At 53.0% G+C, this 15,721-nt stretch carries 16 protein-coding genes; 10 read left to right on the forward strand and 6 right to left on the reverse strand.

Going from position 1 to position 15,721, the window contains the following annotated elements; translation table 11 throughout:
- Entirely contained in the window at positions 1-807 is an 807-nt protein-coding gene (gene sapF / locus ACNQ0W_RS03810) for a putrescine export ABC transporter ATP-binding protein SapF (protein ID WP_003856838.1), read from the forward strand.
- Here the strand turns inward: sapF and ACNQ0W_RS03815 are convergent.
- Entirely contained in the window at positions 804-1,394 is a 591-nt protein-coding gene (locus ACNQ0W_RS03815; RefSeq protein ID WP_045339882.1) for a TetR/AcrR family transcriptional regulator, read from the reverse strand. The genes sapF and ACNQ0W_RS03815 overlap by 4 nt on opposite strands.
- 132 nt (positions 1,395-1,526) lie before the next feature.
- Here ACNQ0W_RS03815 and ACNQ0W_RS03820 point away from each other — a divergent pair, with 132 nt between their 5' ends.
- On the forward strand, positions 1,527-1,928 hold the full coding sequence (locus tag ACNQ0W_RS03820; RefSeq protein ID WP_045339884.1) for a RidA family protein: 402 nt from the start codon (positions 1,527-1,529) through the stop codon (positions 1,926-1,928).
- A gap of 47 nt (positions 1,929-1,975) precedes the next feature.
- Positions 1,976-2,797: a helix-turn-helix transcriptional regulator gene (locus ACNQ0W_RS03825; protein ID WP_062932949.1), complete on the forward strand. Its 822-nt coding sequence runs from the start codon at positions 1,976-1,978 to the stop codon at positions 2,795-2,797.
- Positions 2,798-2,799: 2 nt separating this feature from the next.
- Here the strand turns inward: ACNQ0W_RS03825 and ACNQ0W_RS03830 are convergent, their stop codons facing one another.
- Positions 2,800-4,179, reverse strand: coding sequence for a GGDEF domain-containing protein (locus ACNQ0W_RS03830; protein WP_237767037.1), 1,380 nt, complete (start codon positions 4,177-4,179; stop codon positions 2,800-2,802).
- A 360-nt stretch (positions 4,180-4,539) separates the two neighbouring features.
- Here ACNQ0W_RS03830 and fabI point away from each other — a divergent pair, with 360 nt between their 5' ends.
- The 4 genes from fabI to pdeR all read left to right on the forward strand — a co-directional run bounded on the left by fabI (position 4,540) and on the right by pdeR (position 10,686).
- Complete coding sequence (fabI, locus tag ACNQ0W_RS03835; RefSeq protein ID WP_003856831.1) at positions 4,540-5,328, forward strand: enoyl-ACP reductase FabI; 789 nt, start codon at positions 4,540-4,542, stop codon at positions 5,326-5,328.
- Between the two features lie 152 nt (positions 5,329-5,480).
- Positions 5,481-6,467, forward strand: coding sequence for a CMD domain-containing protein (locus ACNQ0W_RS03840; RefSeq protein ID WP_062932947.1), 987 nt, complete (start codon positions 5,481-5,483; stop codon positions 6,465-6,467).
- An 88-nt stretch (positions 6,468-6,555) separates the two neighbouring features.
- Positions 6,556-8,490 carry an exoribonuclease II gene (locus tag ACNQ0W_RS03845; RefSeq protein WP_062932946.1) on the forward strand — a complete coding sequence of 645 codons (1,935 nt, stop codon included), beginning with the start codon at positions 6,556-6,558 and terminating at the stop codon, positions 8,488-8,490.
- A 204-nt stretch (positions 8,491-8,694) separates the two neighbouring features.
- Entirely contained in the window at positions 8,695-10,686 is a 1,992-nt protein-coding gene (pdeR, locus tag ACNQ0W_RS03850; RefSeq protein ID WP_180261507.1) for a cyclic di-GMP phosphodiesterase, read from the forward strand.
- Here the strand turns inward: pdeR and ACNQ0W_RS03855 are convergent.
- The gene (locus ACNQ0W_RS03855; protein ID WP_062932945.1) at positions 10,683-11,552 is read right to left on the reverse strand and encodes a crotonase/enoyl-CoA hydratase family protein; all 870 of its coding nucleotides are present in this window, start codon (positions 11,550-11,552) and stop codon (positions 10,683-10,685) included. The two genes, pdeR and ACNQ0W_RS03855, sit on opposite strands and share 4 nt — an antisense overlap.
- 191 nt (positions 11,553-11,743) lie before the next feature.
- Here ACNQ0W_RS03855 and ACNQ0W_RS03860 point away from each other — a divergent pair, with 191 nt between their 5' ends.
- From ACNQ0W_RS03860 to osmB, 3 genes are all read left to right on the forward strand, one after another.
- Positions 11,744-11,926, forward strand: a complete 183-nt coding sequence (locus ACNQ0W_RS03860) for a hypothetical protein (protein ID WP_003856825.1) — start codon at positions 11,744-11,746, stop codon at positions 11,924-11,926.
- A gap of 37 nt (positions 11,927-11,963) precedes the next feature.
- Positions 11,964-12,716: a DNA-binding transcriptional regulator YciT gene (locus ACNQ0W_RS03865; RefSeq protein ID WP_003856824.1), complete on the forward strand. Its 753-nt coding sequence runs from the start codon at positions 11,964-11,966 to the stop codon at positions 12,714-12,716.
- Between the two features lie 262 nt (positions 12,717-12,978).
- Complete coding sequence (gene osmB, locus ACNQ0W_RS03870; RefSeq protein WP_003856823.1) at positions 12,979-13,197, forward strand: osmotically-inducible lipoprotein OsmB; 219 nt, start codon at positions 12,979-12,981, stop codon at positions 13,195-13,197.
- Between the two features lie 104 nt (positions 13,198-13,301).
- Here the strand turns inward: osmB and yciH are convergent, their stop codons facing one another.
- The 3 genes from yciH to lapB form a co-directional block, all read right to left on the reverse strand.
- Entirely contained in the window at positions 13,302-13,628 is a 327-nt protein-coding gene (yciH, locus tag ACNQ0W_RS03875) for a stress response translation initiation inhibitor YciH (RefSeq protein WP_062932944.1), read from the reverse strand.
- Entirely contained in the window at positions 13,628-14,365 is a 738-nt protein-coding gene (pyrF, locus tag ACNQ0W_RS03880) for an orotidine-5'-phosphate decarboxylase (RefSeq protein WP_062932943.1), read from the reverse strand. Before pyrF ends, yciH begins: the two co-directional genes overlap by 1 nt.
- Positions 14,366-14,549: 184 nt before the next feature.
- Entirely contained in the window at positions 14,550-15,719 is a 1,170-nt protein-coding gene (lapB, locus tag ACNQ0W_RS03885; protein ID WP_003856819.1) for a lipopolysaccharide assembly protein LapB, read from the reverse strand.
- Between the last annotated feature and the right edge of the window lie 2 nt (positions 15,720-15,721).

Raw genomic sequence — 15,721 nt, forward strand, 5'->3', positions numbered from 1 at the left:
ATGGTCGAAACCTTACTGGAAGTACGTAACCTGAGTAAGACCTTTCGCTATCGCACCGGCCTGTTTCACCGTCAGACCGTCGAGGCGGTTAAACCCCTGAGCTTTACGCTGCGCGAAAAGCAGACGCTGGCGATTATCGGTGAAAACGGCTCGGGCAAATCGACCCTGGCAAAAATGCTCGCGGGTATGGTCGAGCCGAGCGGCGGTGAAATACTGATTGACGATCATCCTCTGGAATTTGGGGACTACTCTTTCCGCAGTCAGCGCATCCGGATGATTTTTCAGGATCCGTCGACGTCCCTGAACCCGCGCCAGCGTATTTCCCAGATCCTGGATTTCCCGCTGCGGTTGAATACCGACCTGGAGCCGGAAGCGCGTCGCAAACGGATTGTCGAAACCCTGCGTTTGGTAGGCCTCCTGCCCGACCATGTCAGCTATTACCCGCACATGCTGGCCCCGGGCCAAAAACAGCGTCTCGGTCTGGCCCGTGCGCTGATCCTGCGCCCGAAGGTCATCATCGCCGACGAAGCGCTGGCGTCGCTGGATATGTCGATGCGTTCGCAGCTCATTAACCTAATGCTGGAGTTACAGGAAAAACAGGGTATCTCGTATATCTACGTGACTCAGCACCTGGGCATGATGAAGCACATCAGCGATCAGGTGCTGGTGATGCACCAGGGTGAAGTTGTCGAGCGCGGCAGTACCGCTGACGTGCTGGCCTCCCCGCTCCACGATCTGACAAAACGCCTGATTGCCGGCCACTTTGGTGAAGCATTGACGGCGGACGCGTGGCGTAAAGATCGTTAGCCGTTGCGTAACCCGCTTGCCAGCAGAGTAAACACCTCTATGGCATGCGGAAGTGTCTTCTGCGGTTCATCGCTCGCGGCAATCAGCAGAGCCGCATTCAGCGCAGCGCCATTCAGCAGATGGGCTGCGACTCGGGCATCCATCTTTTTGATTACGTTGCACTCCATCATTTTTTCGATGGTCTGACGGGTCGACTCAAGGCAGCTGTTCTGGCTGGGCCATTGCGCCGGATCGCCCAGAACAGCCGGGCCGTCAAGAAGCACGATACGCTGAACTTCCGGAACGAGCGCCATTTTGATATAGGCGATGCCCTCCGCCAGCAGTCGCTCCCAGTCATCTTCGGCGGCGGCGGCAATCGCTTTTGCGTTTGCTGCCATTTCGCTGTCTATCTGCGCGACCACCGCTGCCAGTAATCCCTTCTTGTCGTTGAAATTATGATATAGCGCGCCGCGTGTTAACCCCACGCTTGCCGTGAGTTCATCCATTGACGCTGCGGCATAGCCTTTTTCAGCAAATGCCTTCCGCGCCGCCTGAATCATTTTCTCGCGATTTTCCTGGGCCGTTTCAGCGCGACGTTTTGTAGCCATGGGACTTCCTTCATTAAGCGGTAATTATAATTTGACATACGCGGCGCATGTGGATTACATTTTTGACATACATCGCGTATGTTACTTCTACTGCGCAACCACAACAATACCCCTGACAGAAAAGGAAAAGCCATGCATCCACGTGACCCCGTCTTTCCGGCTAATCGCCATGCTCTTTATGAAGAGCATGGCTATTCAGCTGCAATCCGCTCTGGCGATCTGTTATTTGTTTCCGGTCAGGTTGGCAGCCGCAGCGATGGCACACCTGAACCCGACTTCCCCGCTCAGGTGCAGTTGGCGTTCGATAATTTACGGGCGACTCTGGCAGCCGCAGGATGTACTTTTGACGATCTGATCGATGTCACGACGTTTCATACCGATCCTGAAAACCAGTTTCCCGTCATCATGGAGGCGAAAAAACTGGCATTTCCGCACGCTCCTTACCCAAACTGGACAGCAATAGGCGTTAACTGGCTTGCGGGTTTTGATTTCGAAATTAAGGTTATCGCCAGGATCCCTACGCCCGCGAATTAACATAAGGCAGCAAACTGATTTACCGTTAAGCTATCACTGACGCACAAATGAAAGACAGCATCAGTAACTATATTCTCTCCTGGGTAGAAGAAAATAACTTTACTATTTTACACATTGATGATTTGGTTGCAGATATTGGATACAGCAGAAGAACCATCGAAACATGGTTTAAAGAGAAGTATCGGCTCTCTTTAGGTGAGTATATTCTCCGAAGGAGGTTAAGCCGTGCCGCCATTATGCTGAGAATGACGTCGATTCCGGTGACGGATATTGCGTATTTATTCCATTACCAGAGCAGCCAGGGATTTTCCAGAGCCTTTAAAAAAATGATGGGGCTGACACCCTCTGAGTACAGATGTGCCAGAGGGTGGAATTTTGACATCTTACAGCCCTCTTTTTTATTAAGCGAACTGGAAACGCCTGAGCTTGAGGTCTGCTTTCTGGATGAAACGTTTGTCTATACGTATGAAATTATCGAGCACGATCATCTTTTTGATACCTCGGTACATGATATTACTAAAAAAATCAAAAAGCTCCTGACAGAAAACCGCCATGATATCGATAAAATTATTCTGACGCCCCGCCGCCCCGAGTTAGGCAAAAGCCGATCGTATCTGGTCGAGGTATTAATATCGTACGCTTTACAAAGCGACACCGTGACAAATAAAAAATCCTGCGTTGTGCGGGGGAGATACGCAAAGATGCCCTTTAGCGGTAGCTGGGAAAGCTACAGCGCGTTTAACAAAATTGCCTTCGTTAAGGCGATGGTAAATAAACGCCTGACGTTGCGCGACGGTAATTACCTGATGAAAATTAATGCGTACAGCGATGAGTCTGTCGATTTTGATGTGTTCATCCCCATCCTGTAACCTCAGCTGCATTCAGCCTGTCTGGTAACAATTCTGTTTTTACCGTTGTGCTTAGCCTCATACAACGCCTCGTCCACGTCACGCATAATATCATTGCTGTTGACGTTATTCTGAATGGCTGAGCACACGCCGATACTTAATGTGACCTGTACCGGGAGAGCATAATGATACCCCGGCCCGGTGCGCTGTTGAACGTTCTGGCGAATACGCTCCGCGACGGCAATAGCCTGATTACTGTCGGTATCCGGCAGAAGTAGACCAAATTCCTCACCTCCCAGTCGGGCAAAGATGTCGTTATCGCGAATGCTGTCTTTGATAATATCCACGACCGCCAGAATCACGCGATCCCCCACAAGATGGCCCCAGTTATCGTTTATCGACTTAAAGTTGTCGATGTCCAGCATCATAATGCTGGCCCCCTTTTCTGTCCTGAGCGAGCGGACCCGCGGAAGTGCCTCATAAAAATATTTACGGTTGTAAATCTGAGTAAGCGGATCGCGATCAGCCCGATCGCCAAAAATTTTCAACAGGTTAAAGACATGGAACATTAAGGTACAAATCACAAATAATTTACTGAGGACCTCTACTGCCCGGCTGATATACCAGAGCGACAGATTGTAGGTATCAAGCAGTAAGAGGAAAAAATTGTAAACGATGGCGGAAAGGCAGACCACAATAATACTGTTCCAGATCCCGGACGCCAGGCGTGTCACAGAGATCATATAACAAAGTAAAGCCGACCAGAGCAGGATCAGAACGTTCACGTACCTGATATCCCAGACAGGATAATGCTGTTCATCTGCGTATGCTGCAATCGTTAATGTCCAGGCCGGATGGTAGCTGCTGAGATAATGGGCCAGCATCGGAAACATAACCAGTGACATCATTAATGCTAACGTCATGCTGATCTTATTTCGGAATCTGAGCGTGGATCGTCTCGTGATTTTCTCCACACGGACCGCCAGCGCCAGTAATACGATAAAACTCAGCTGCCGGAAAAAATAGAATATCGCGGTATCGTTGGTTTTTGCCGCCTGGGTAAAACCAGCGTGCTCCGGAAGCTGAATAACAATGATCGTCTCAATGAAATAAACCAGCCCGCTAAGAAATGCCAGGCTCAGAATGAATAATGAAAAACGCGATCGGTCGGAGGCATACAGCATCTGGATAAAAATAAAGATAATGGTATCCAGAAAGAACAGCGCAATCATGACAATCAAATAGGTGGTCATAGGCACCCTGAAACCAGGATTATCATTCACGCAAAAGGAGTTCACCGCGATCATAAGCGCAAAAAGCACCGCACCTGACAGCATGATCAGTTTTTCGGCCAACGTTATATTTTTCATCTTCCTTCTTACCGCACACAGATAAAGACGCAAAATGGCATAGCCGTTATCGACCCTCGCGCAATTTTAAAGCGTTTAAAGGGCTTAACGGATCATTTTGCGCAAAAGCCGCTGGACACATCAGCATGAGGGCGGCGTCACGGTGCCCGCTGGTTGGATGAGGCGAACCCCGCGTGCGGTGATATACTGCTGAAATACACACGAAACAGCCTGATGAAGAGTCAGTTCTACCTCTTCCGTGAGCCCATTCACGGCGCAGGAGCGAGAAATATCGTGACACATGGGGCTGTGAGTGGGCTATAATTTCGAGCTAATTTCGAATGATTTTGAAATACTGCCTGTAACGCTATGAATTACAAGGCAAAATAAGCAATGAATATAAGGATTAAAGCTATGGGTTTTCTTTCCGGTAAGCGCATTCTGGTGACTGGCGTTGCCAGCAAACTGTCCATCGCATACGGCATCGCACAGGCAATGCATCGCGAAGGCGCTGAGCTGGCGTTCACCTACCAGAACGACAAGCTGAAAGGCCGTGTTGAAGAATTTGCCGCGCAGCTGGGTTCCAGCATTGTTCTGGAATGTGACGTTGCACAAGACGAAAGCATTGATGGCATGTTTGCTGAACTGGCAAAAGCATGGCCGAAATTCGACGGTTTTGTTCACTCCATCGGCTTCGCTCCTGGCGACCAGCTGGACGGCGACTACGTGAACGCGGTTACCCGTGATGGCTTCAAAATCGCCCACGACATCAGCTCCTACAGCTTCGTTGCAATGGCAAAATCCTGCCGCGCGATGCTGAATCCGGGCGCAGCCCTGCTGACCCTGTCCTACCTCGGCGCAGAACGTGCTATCCCTAACTACAACGTTATGGGTCTGGCGAAAGCGTCTCTGGAAGCCAACGTGCGCTACATGGCGAACGCGATGGGTCCTGAAGGCGTGCGTGTTAACGCTATTTCTGCGGGTCCAATCCGTACCCTGGCCGCTTCCGGTATCAAAGATTTCCGTAAAATGCTGGCACACTGCGAAGCGGTTACCCCGATTCGTCGTACCGTTACCATCGAAGATGTGGGTAACTCTGCGGCCTTCCTGTGCTCTGACCTTTCCGCAGGTATCTCCGGCGAAGTGGTTCACGTTGACGGCGGCTTCAACATCGCTGCAATGAACGAGCTGGAAATCAAATAAGCTTGTCACTCTCTTCCCGCCAGGGAAGAGAGTTTCCCCCCCGCCCGCCCCTCGTTATTCCGTTCTGCTATTTGTTATCACCTAACAATATTTTTCCCCTCATCCGCCTTACGCCAGGATATTGATCGCCATTTTGAGATCAAGGAACGCCCATGGAACAACGCCGTTTTTCCGGCAAAGGCCACTGGTATCATGAAACCCAGTCGAATCATTCGCAGACGGACGTTCTGCCGCTGGTGCCCGAAGCCGCTAACGTCGACGACCGTTTTTTGCTCGATTTAGCCCTGCCCGATGACATTCTCGCAAGCTGTGCTGGTTGGCTTACGCCTGCCCGAACCCTGTGTCATCTTTTGTTCCCGCTTGATACTCCCGTGAACCGTCTGCATACGCTCAGCGCCTACGACAGGCTGAGCACGGCATTAACGGTTGCCCAGGCGTGTGGCGTTCAGCGGCTCTGTAACCACTACGCTGCTCTGCTCGCCCCTCTTCCGGGGCCGGACTCCTCCCGGGAAAGCAATCGACGCCTTGCAGAAATTACCCAGTATGCCCGCCAGTTAGCCAGCTCACCCGATGTCATCGATGATAAAGCCCAAAACCAGCTTGATGAGGTTGGACTCACAACGTATGACATTGTGCTTATCAACCAGATCATCGGTTTTGTCGGTTTTCAGGCGCGAGTGGTCGCGGTATTTCAGGCATTGCTTGGCCATCCGGTACGCTGGCTGCCCGGGCACCACATTCAGCCCCATACGCTGCCGGTCAGCTTCAGCAGATGGACCGCCACGCTACCCGCGGTTGAGCTAAAATATGCCAGTGCGCTTCAGCTTGAGGCGCTCTCACGCTGGCAGGCGGAACCGGCGCTTGAAGCGCTCACCCCTGTGCTGTGTCATGAGCCGATGCTGCTTAATCTGACGGGCGAAATTCTGCTTCACCATCCGCGAAGTGAAGGTCCCGTGTCTTCGATGATCTCAGCCGCTCGTGCGCTGCTCGTCGCCTCTCCGGATCGCTTTAGCGCCGCCCAGTTAACGCCCCTGACCGGGTCAGGTCTCTCGCCAGAGAAGGCCATCAACCTGCTAACCCGAGATGCATTTCATGGCTGGCTGGACCGTCTGCGCGTGGCGCTCGGCAAAGAGGAATAACCATACTCTTTACCTAAAGAGCGCTTGCTGTAGCAGTGAGATTCGCGTAAAACTGTCAGCCGCTCAATGGCTACGAAAATAGAACATTATGTTTCAGGACAACCCGCTGCTAGCGCAGCTTAAACAGCAACTGCATTCCCAGACGCCGCGTGCAGAAGGGGTCGTAAAAGCCACGGAAAAGGGCTTTGGCTTTCTTGAAGTTGACGGGCAGAAGAGCTACTTCATTCCGCCTCCTCAGATGAAGAAAGTGATGCATGGCGACCGCATTTCGGCCGTTATTCATACCGAAAAGGAACGAGAGTCTGCCGAGCCGGAAGCACTGATCGAACCTTTCCTGACCCGCTTTGTCGGGAAAGTGCATAAAAAAGACGATCGTCTTTCTGTCGTGCCGGATCATCCTCTCCTGAAAGATGCTATTCCGTGCCGCGCCGCGCGTGGCGTTGAGCATGATTTTGTTGAGGGCGACTGGGCGGTGGCCGAGATGCGCCGTCATCCTTTAAAAGGCGATCGCGGTTTCTACGCCGAGCTTACCCAATACATTACCTTCGGCGACGACCATTTCGTCCCATGGTGGGTGACGCTGGCGCGCCACAACCTTGAAAAAGAAGCGCCTGAGGGCGTGGCGACTGAAATGCAGGACGAAGGTCTGGAACGTCGCGATCTGACGGCGCTGGACTTTGTCACCATCGACAGCGCCAGCACCGAAGATATGGACGATGCGCTGTATGCCGAAGAGACAGCCGATGGCAAACTGCATCTGACCGTCGCCATTGCCGACCCTACCGCATGGATTGTCGAAGGCAGCAAGCTGGACGAGATAGCCAAAGTGCGTTCGTTCACCAACTACCTGCCGGGCTTTAACATTCCGATGCTGCCGCGTGAACTCTCCGACGATCTTTGCTCGCTGCGTGCGCATGAAGTACGTCCGGTGCTGGCCTGTCGGATGACCATTGCGGCTGACGGTACCATTGAAGAAGATATTGAATTCTTCGCCGCCACCATCGAATCCAAAGCCAAGCTGGCCTATGACGACGTGTCCGACTGGCTGGAGAACACGGGCAGCTGGAAACCCGAGTCCGACAACATTGCCGCACAAATTCGTCTGCTGCACCGCGTCTGCCTGAGCCGCAGCGAATGGCGTCAAACCCACGCGCTGGTCTTCAAAGATCGTCCGGACTACCGTTTTGTGCTGGGTGAAAAAGGTGAAGTGCTGAATATCGTCGCTGAGCCGCGCCGTATTGCCAACCGCATCGTTGAAGAAGCGATGATTTCCGCCAACATTTGTGCTGCACGCGTGCTGCGCGACAAATTAGGCTTTGGCATTTACAACGTGCACACCGGGTTTGATCCGGCGAACACCGAAGCGCTGGCTGCCCTGCTGAAAACCCATGACGTACACGTCGATCCTGAGGAAGTGCTGACCCTGCAAGGTTTCTGCAAACTGCGCCGCGAGCTGGACGCACAGCCGTCAGGGTTCCTCGACAGCCGTATTCGCCGCTTCCAGTCCTTTGCGGAAATCAGCACCGAGCCAGGCCCGCACTTCGGCCTTGGCCTTGAGGCTTACGCGACCTGGACCTCCCCGATCCGTAAGTACGGCGACATGGTTAACCATCGTCTGCTGAAAGCGATCATCAAAGGGGAATCTGTTGCCCGCCCACAGGATGATACGACATTGCAGATGGCAGAACGTCGCCGTCTCAACCGTATGGCGGAGCGTGATGTCGGCGACTGGTTGTACGCGCGCTTCCTGAATGATAAGGCAGGGACTGATACCCGTTTCCCGGCTGAAATCATTGACATCAGCCGCGGCGGTATGCGGGTTCGTCTGGTGGATAATGGCGCCGTTGCCTTTATTCCTGCCCCGTTCCTGCATGCTGTTCGCGACGAACTGGTTTGTAGCCAGGAAAACGGGACCGTGCAAATTAAAGGCGAAACGGTTTACAAGGTCACTGACGTGATTGATGTCACCATCGCTGAAGTGCGCATGGAAACCCGCAGTATTATCGCGCGCCCTGCCGCCTGATAACCGCGTAAACTTCCGGCCGTTCCGTTAAGGGGTGGCCGGGAGTTCTCACCTGAATTATCTCCCGCAAAATCATCGTTTTTTCTCACACTTTTCTGTTTCCCATCGCCACATTTCGCCAGAATTATCTACAGTAAAAGAGAGCCGTCATTATCGACTGCAAATGAATAATTTGTGCGCTACTCAGCAGCCGCGGGAGAAAACGTGATGGACGATCTGGAGCAGAATTTGCTGTTTCGTTACATGGGTACGCATAGCCCCTGGTGGCGACTGACAGCAGACAGCAATGCTCTGCATCTTGCTGCCAGTGAAAGCGCTGACATCATTCAGGTGGTTGCACTGGATGATGAGCAGGCCGCGCTGATCCGCCAGCTCACCGTGATCACCTCCAGTATTGCCATGACCCTGCCCTTGTACGGCGTGGACGTTCCCGTTCATCTTGTCGGCCGTAAAATTAACAAAAATGAGTGGGCAGGAACGGCATCAGCCTGGAACGATACCCCTTCCGTGGCGCGCGACCTGGCGCAGGGGCTCTCCTTCGCCGAACAGGTGGTGTCCGAGGCTAATTCCGTGATTGTGATCCTCGACCAGAACGGGAATATTCAGCGCTTCAACCGTTTAAGTGAAGAATATACGGGCCTGAAGGAACAGGAAGTTATCGGGCAAAACGTGTTCAAACTGTTTATGAGCCGCAGCGAAGCCGCGGCCTCCAAACGCAACATCACCGGCTTTTTTCGTAACGGCAGCTCGTACGAAGTTGAACGCTGGATCAAGACCCTCAAGGGGCAGCGCCTTTTTCTCTTCAGAAATAAATTCGTTCACAGCGGCAGCGGGAAAAATGAAATTTTCCTCATCTGTTCAGGTACCGATATAACCGAGGAGCGTCGGGCCCAGGAGCGCCTGCGCGTACTCGCCAATACGGATACGATTACCGGTTTGCCTAACCGAAACGCCATCCATGAGCTGATCTCCGATGCCATTGCCGCTCGGGGTGACACGCAGGTAGGCGTGGTTTATCTCGATCTGGATAACTTTAAAAAAGTGAACGATGCCTATGGGCATATGTTTGGCGACCAGCTGCTACAGGCCGTTGCGCTGGCGATCCTGAGCTGCCTGGACGAAGGACAAACCCTGGCGCGACTGGGCGGGGATGAGTTTATCGTGATGGCCACCGATACCTCGCAGGGCGCGCTGGAAGCGATGGCATCGCGCATTCTGACCCGACTGCGTCAGCCTTTCCGCATCGGGCTGATTGAGGTTTACACCGGCTGCTCGCTAGGCATCGCGCTTGCGCCCCAGCACGGTAGCGATCGCGAAAGCGTCATTCGCAATGCCGACACCGCCATGTACACCGCCAAAGAAAATGGCCGGGGCAAATTCTGCGTCTTCTCGCCAGAGATGAACCAGCGCGTATTTGAATACCTGTGGCTGGATACCAACCTGCGTAAAGCGCTGGATAACGATCAGCTGTTAATCCACTACCAGCCAAAAATGACCTGGCGCGGCGAAGTCAGAAGTCTGGAAGCACTGGTGCGTTGGCAGTCGCCAGAGCGTGGCCTGATCCCGCCGATGGAGTTTATCTCCTACGCCGAGGAGTCAGGGCTGATTGTGCCCCTGGGCCGCTGGGTTATGCTTGATGTGGTGCGCCAGGTAGCAAAATGGCGTGACAAGGGGATCAACCTGCGCGTCGCGGTCAACGTCTCCGCCCGTCAGCTGGCGGACCAGACCATTTTCAGTGATCTGAAGCAGGCGCTGAAAGACCTGAATTTCGAATACTGCCCGATTGACGTGGAATTGACCGAAAGCTGTCTCATTGAAAATGAAGAGCTGGCCCTGTCAGTGATCCAGCAATTTAGCCGCCTGGGAGCGCAAATTCACCTGGATGACTTTGGTACGGGGTACTCTTCCCTGTCGCAGCTGGCGCGCTTCCCTATCGATGCCATTAAGCTTGACCAGTCTTTCGTGCGGGATATCCATAAGCAGTCCATTTCACAGTCGCTGGTGCGTGCGATAGTCGCCGTGGCGCAGGCGTTAAATTTGCAGGTCATTGCTGAAGGGGTGGAAAGTGCAAAAGAAGACGCCTTTCTGACAAAGAATGGCGTCAACGAACGGCAGGGTTATCTTTTTGCTAAGCCCATGCCCGCTGCCGCATTCGAGCGATGGCTAAAGCGCTATCAGGCCAGGAATGTCCGTTAGCTGGCTTTGCGTAAGCCCGTCGCCTGATGGCGATTTTGCAGCATGACCAGCCGCTCCATGTAGGCGATATCCTTCGGTTCAAGGCAGAAGGCGGCATCAACCCAATCCTCGGTAATGTCCATCAGCTCGCTTCGCGGAAGTGGCAGCACGCGCGTACGTGCACGCAGCATGGCCCTTACACCGTTCAGCTTCGGCTGTAGCGTGTCGATAAACGTCCGCACCGAAACATAGCTCTGTAACGGCTCGAATAAGAGATCCACAAGACCATGCTGCTCATACCATTCCGCCGTATGCGACTCACCTTTATAGATCAGCGCCTCCGCCATTTTCATGCCGGCACGACGCGCCACCAGTGAATAGCCGCCCATACCCGGGAACAGATTGAACGCGATTTCCGGAAAGCCTAATCGGGCATCGCGCTGGGCCAGAATGAAATGATGCGCCAGCGCGGCTTCAAACCCGCCCCCTAACGCGCTTCCTTCCACCATAGCCAGCGTGACAGCGCCGGTTTCAAACCCTTGAGAGGCGGCATGAACGCAGTCCACACAGGCCCGAGCATAGGCGCGTAACGCTTCGCGTCGGTTGTTTTTGATGCACTCAACGAAGAACTGTAAATCACCGCCGGTATTGTAGATGTCCGGGACCAGCGATCCGGTGACCCAAAAATCAACGACAAATCCGGACTGTCGAACCAGCCAGGAGAGATTCATGATCTCCTCGATCAGCGCATGGTTGAAGCAAGGCCGTGGCGTGGCACGTAACATCATCCACACCGTACGCCGTTCGGCCTCATAATAAGCCGCCAGTTGAGTGAATCGTTCAGCATCAGTAAACAATGTGCAGGTTGTCTGGTTGATAACTGTCATAGTCGAATTCCTCCTATAAAAAAGCGCGTTGCGCGCAGTTTTAGACTAATCCACCCCTACAACCCGCAGCATACGGGGGTCAAATTTATCACTTTCATTTATGAACTTTGGTTATTGCATTTTTTACCTTCTCTTTTGAATCAATTTTCTGCATCATTGATAATATTAACTTTTCGCTTCAGGGTGAGCTTATGTCTAACATTGATGCAACAGCCGTGGCACAGCGTATTGATACTGTGCTGGATATTCTTGTCGCAGGCGATTATCACTCTGCTATCCGTAATCTTGAGATCCTCAAGTCTGAACTGCTGGCTGAGAACGGCGCTGATAACGCTCCAGAATCCACTCAACCTAAAGCCCCGTGGGAAGTGTAACCACGTCGTTTTCGCCCTTGCCTTTAAAATGGATGCTATGAATTCCCGACAACAAATCATTTTGCAGATGGTGATCGATCAGGGACGCGTAAGCGTGGTCGATCTCGCTAAAGCCACCGGCGTTTCTGAAGTCACCATTCGTCAGGATCTGAATCTCCTGGAAAAACAGAGCTACCTGCGGCGTGCGCACGGATATGCCGTTCCACTGGACAGTGACGACGTCGAAACCCGCATGATGAACAATTATGCGCTCAAGCGGGAGCTGGCGGAGTTTGCTGCATCCTTGGTGAATAACGGTGAGACCGTCTTTATTGAAAATGGCAGCAGTAACGCCCTTCTGGCGCGTACGCTCGCCGATCAAAAAGACGTTACCATCATCACCGTAAGCAGCTATATCGCCCATCTGTTGAAGGAAACTCGCTGCGAGGTGATTCTGCTGGGCGGCATTTACCAGAAGAAAAGCGAAAGCATGGTCGGGCCATTAACGCGCCAATATGTTCAGCAGGTTCACTTCAGTAAGGCATTCATTGGTATTGATGGCTGGCAGCCCGACACTGGCTTTACCGGTCGCGACATGATGCGTTCAGACGTGGTTAACGCCGTACTCGCCAAAGAGTGTGAAGCGATTGTGCTGACCGACAGCTCTAAGTTTGGCGCCGTACACCCTTATACGATGGGTCCGGCTTCGCGCTTCAGCCGTGTGATTACGGATGAGCGTTTGCGTGATGAATATCGCCAGCAATTAGAACAAGACGGCCTGACTGTCGATATTGTGAAAAAAACGGCCTGATTATCCTGCTGCGCCCGAATAATGGGCGCACTTAAACCTTTCTCTGAGAGTATTCCGACCCTGCCTTTAAGAGTTTTTACCTGTTGAAACCGTTCTAAACACGTAAAATTAATATTAGCGATATAACAGGAAGTGACTATCACCTGCGTGATGATGAAACGCCTGCGCGACTAGCTTTCACGGGAACAGAATTTAAGTAGGGATATTGTCTATACTTAAAGTGCATTCCTTTCCGTGAATCGATAATTCAGGAGAAAGTATTATGACCTTTACCAGCAAAAAATTAGCCGCCGCTGTTCTGGCAATCACTGTAGCAATGTCCCTGAGCGCTTGCTCTAACTGGTCTAAACGTGACCGTAACACCGCGATTGGTGCCGGTGCTGGTGCGCTTGGTGGTGCAGTATTAACGGATGGTAGTACGCTGGGTACATTAGGTGGTGCTGCCGTAGGTGGTATTATCGGTCACCAGGTGGGCAAATAATCACCATAACGGCTCTCACCGGTATAATAATATATTAAGTATTTTCAGATCTGACTTACGCACGTAAAAAAAAGAGCCACGGCAATGTCCGTGGCTCATTTATTTTAGCCGCCCGCCAGTTTTACTTTCATACCTTTGGCTTCCAGCAGCGTTTTAATTAAATCTCTTTTATCGCCCTGAATCTCAATAATGCCGTCTTTTACTGCCCCACCGCAGCCGCACTTCTTTTTAAGCTCAGCGGCGAGCTTTGCCAGGTCTGCATCATCCAGGTCAATGCCGGTGACAAGGCAAACGCCTTTCCCTTTTCTGCCGCTGGTCTGGCGCTGAATTCGCACGATACCATCGCCTTTTGGACGTTCAGCTTTCTCTTTTGGCTCTTCAATGCGCCCGGTATCCGTTGAATAGACCAGACGACTGTTGGCGTCACGCATTATGCCCCCTTTTTCAGTGATGCATTAATCGCTTTCAGGGTCTCTGCCGGATGAGCGGATTGCGTCACCGGGCGACCAATCACCATATAGTCTACACCCGCGCTCAGCGCCTGCTCTGGCGTCATGATGCGTCGCTGATCCCCAGACTCGCTGCCTGCCGGACGGATACCTGGCGTCACCAGTTTAAAGTCGCGGCCTAGCTCAGATTTGAAGCGAACCGCCTCCTGAGCCGAACAGACCACGCCATCGAGCCCACACTGTTGCGTGAGGCGCGCCAGACGTTCCGCGTGTTCGGCAGGTGACAATGTCACACCCAGGTCGCGCAGGTCGGATTCATCCATACTGGTCAGCACGGTGACGGCGATCAGAAGCGGAGCGTCATTGCCAAACGGCACCAGCGCTTCGCGCGCAGCCGTCATCATGCGTGCCCCGCCCGATGCATGAACGTTAACCATCCACACACCCAGGTCAGCCGCCGCAGCAACGGCGTGCGCAGTGGTATTTGGAATATCGTGGAATTTCAGGTCGAGGAAAACGTCGAAGCCACGCTGGTGCAGATCGCGGACGATTGACGGGCCGAACAGCGTAAACATCTCTTTGCCTACTTTCAGACGGCAATCGCGGGGATCAATGCCATCAACAAAGGCCAGTGCGGCGTCACGGTTATTGTAATCCAGAGCAACAACTACGGGAGAATCGGTAACTACGCGGGAAGTGGAGGATGTAACAGACGTCATGACCAGCCCTTTTCGTCTATGGGCGCGCAGCGGCGCGGAACAGATAAACGGCGTGCATTCTACCTGCCCTCGGGGTAAATGAACAGAATCGAATGCTTTTCCTGCTGGACCCCAGACCGCACGGTGCTGACGAAATTACTGCACTCATTAGTATGTTGTAACTAAAATGCGGCGTTTTAAAAAATCACTGCCCGTCCAGACCTCGGATTGGCTTAATGGTGGACCACGCCCGGCAGGAAGGGCAATGCCAGTAGAGCGAATAGGCGGTGAAGCCGCATTTCTGGCAGCGATAGCGCGGTTTGCTGCGCACCTGTTCACCCACCATGTCTCGCAGCACCATCAGGCTCTCTTTAGCGCGCCCTTCTTCTGCGTCATTAAGGTGGTAATCCATCAGCTTATGGAAGACGCGCATGGTAGGATGACGCTGCAACTGGCGGGTAATGTATACCTGGGCGGTATCACTCCCTTCGTGCTCTTCGACGACATCCGACAGCATCAGCTCGGCTGTGGCACCGGTGTTTTCTTCAACGCAGCGACGCAGAAACGCAACCCACTCGTCCTGCTTACCTAACTGCTGATAGCAGGTTTGCAGCATTTCCAGCGTTTCGCTGACCAGCTCTTTGTCCTGATCGATAACGCGAAGCAGGCTCTCCACGGCTTTGGCGTAATCACCGTTAGCCATAAAGACCCGCCCCATCATGATCGAAATGCGCGCGCTGTTGCGATCGGCCGCGGCGCCTTTCTTTAACAATGCCATGGCTTTATCCATGTCATCGCTACCCATCTGCTGGAGAGCCAGCTCGCAATAGAAGTGGGCAATTTCGACGCGCTGTTTGTCTTTGCCGAGTTTGACCAGCCGTTCAGCGGTATCAATCGCTTTTTGCCAGTCGCTGGTGGCCTGATAGATTTGCAGAAGCTGCTGAAGCGCACCGATACGGAAGTCCGTCTCATCCACCAGCTGAGAGAACATATCCTCGGCGCGATCGTAAAGCCCCGCGGCCATGTAATCCCGCCCAAGCTGCTGCACGGCCAGCAACCGTTGCTCATAGGTCAACGAAGCGCTTTCCATCAGGGTCTGGTGGATACGAATGGCACGGTCAACCTCTCCGCGCGAGCGGAACAGGTTTCCCAGGGTGAGATGCGCCTCTACGGTGCCGGTATCCTCTTTAAGCATGTCGAGGAACAGATCCACCGCTTTATCCTGCTGATTGCTCAGCAGGAAGTTCACCCCCGCAACGTAGTCACGGGAGAGTCGGTTTGCTTCATCCTGTTTTGTTTGTTGCGCGCTTCTGCGGCCCATATACCAGCCATAGGCTGCGGCGACAGGCAAAAGCAGAAACAACAACTCCAGCATAT

Source organism: Enterobacter cloacae complex sp. 6730903 (assembly GCF_048283985.1).
In the GTDB taxonomy this organism is placed as follows: domain Bacteria; phylum Pseudomonadota; class Gammaproteobacteria; order Enterobacterales; family Enterobacteriaceae; genus Enterobacter; species Enterobacter hormaechei_C.

Bases quoted from the DNA above. Each gene is read 5' to 3' on its own strand.
- sapF (WP_003856838.1), top strand. From the start codon at position 1: ATGGTCGAAACCTTACTGGAAGTACGTAACCTGAGTAAGACCTTTCGC.
- ACNQ0W_RS03815 (WP_045339882.1), bottom strand. From the start codon at position 1,394: ATGGCTACAAAACGTCGCGCTGAAACGGCCCAGGAAAATCGCGAGAAA.
- ACNQ0W_RS03820 (WP_045339884.1), top strand. From the start codon at position 1,527: ATGCATCCACGTGACCCCGTCTTTCCGGCTAATCGCCATGCTCTTTAT.
- ACNQ0W_RS03825 (WP_062932949.1), top strand. From the start codon at position 1,976: ATGAAAGACAGCATCAGTAACTATATTCTCTCCTGGGTAGAAGAAAAT.
- fabI (WP_003856831.1), top strand. From the start codon at position 4,540: ATGGGTTTTCTTTCCGGTAAGCGCATTCTGGTGACTGGCGTTGCCAGC.
- ACNQ0W_RS03840 (WP_062932947.1), top strand. From the start codon at position 5,481: ATGGAACAACGCCGTTTTTCCGGCAAAGGCCACTGGTATCATGAAACC.
- ACNQ0W_RS03845 (WP_062932946.1), top strand. From the start codon at position 6,556: ATGTTTCAGGACAACCCGCTGCTAGCGCAGCTTAAACAGCAACTGCAT.
- ACNQ0W_RS03855 (WP_062932945.1), bottom strand. From the start codon at position 11,552: ATGACAGTTATCAACCAGACAACCTGCACATTGTTTACTGATGCTGAA.
- ACNQ0W_RS03860 (WP_003856825.1), top strand. From the start codon at position 11,744: ATGTCTAACATTGATGCAACAGCCGTGGCACAGCGTATTGATACTGTG.
- ACNQ0W_RS03865 (WP_003856824.1), top strand. From the start codon at position 11,964: ATGAATTCCCGACAACAAATCATTTTGCAGATGGTGATCGATCAGGGA.
- osmB (WP_003856823.1), top strand. From the start codon at position 12,979: ATGACCTTTACCAGCAAAAAATTAGCCGCCGCTGTTCTGGCAATCACT.
- yciH (WP_062932944.1), bottom strand. From the start codon at position 13,628: ATGCGTGACGCCAACAGTCGTCTGGTCTATTCAACGGATACCGGGCGC.
- pyrF (WP_062932943.1), bottom strand. From the start codon at position 14,365: ATGACGTCTGTTACATCCTCCACTTCCCGCGTAGTTACCGATTCTCCC.
- lapB (WP_003856819.1), bottom strand. From the start codon at position 15,719: ATGCTGGAGTTGTTGTTTCTGCTTTTGCCTGTCGCCGCAGCCTATGGC.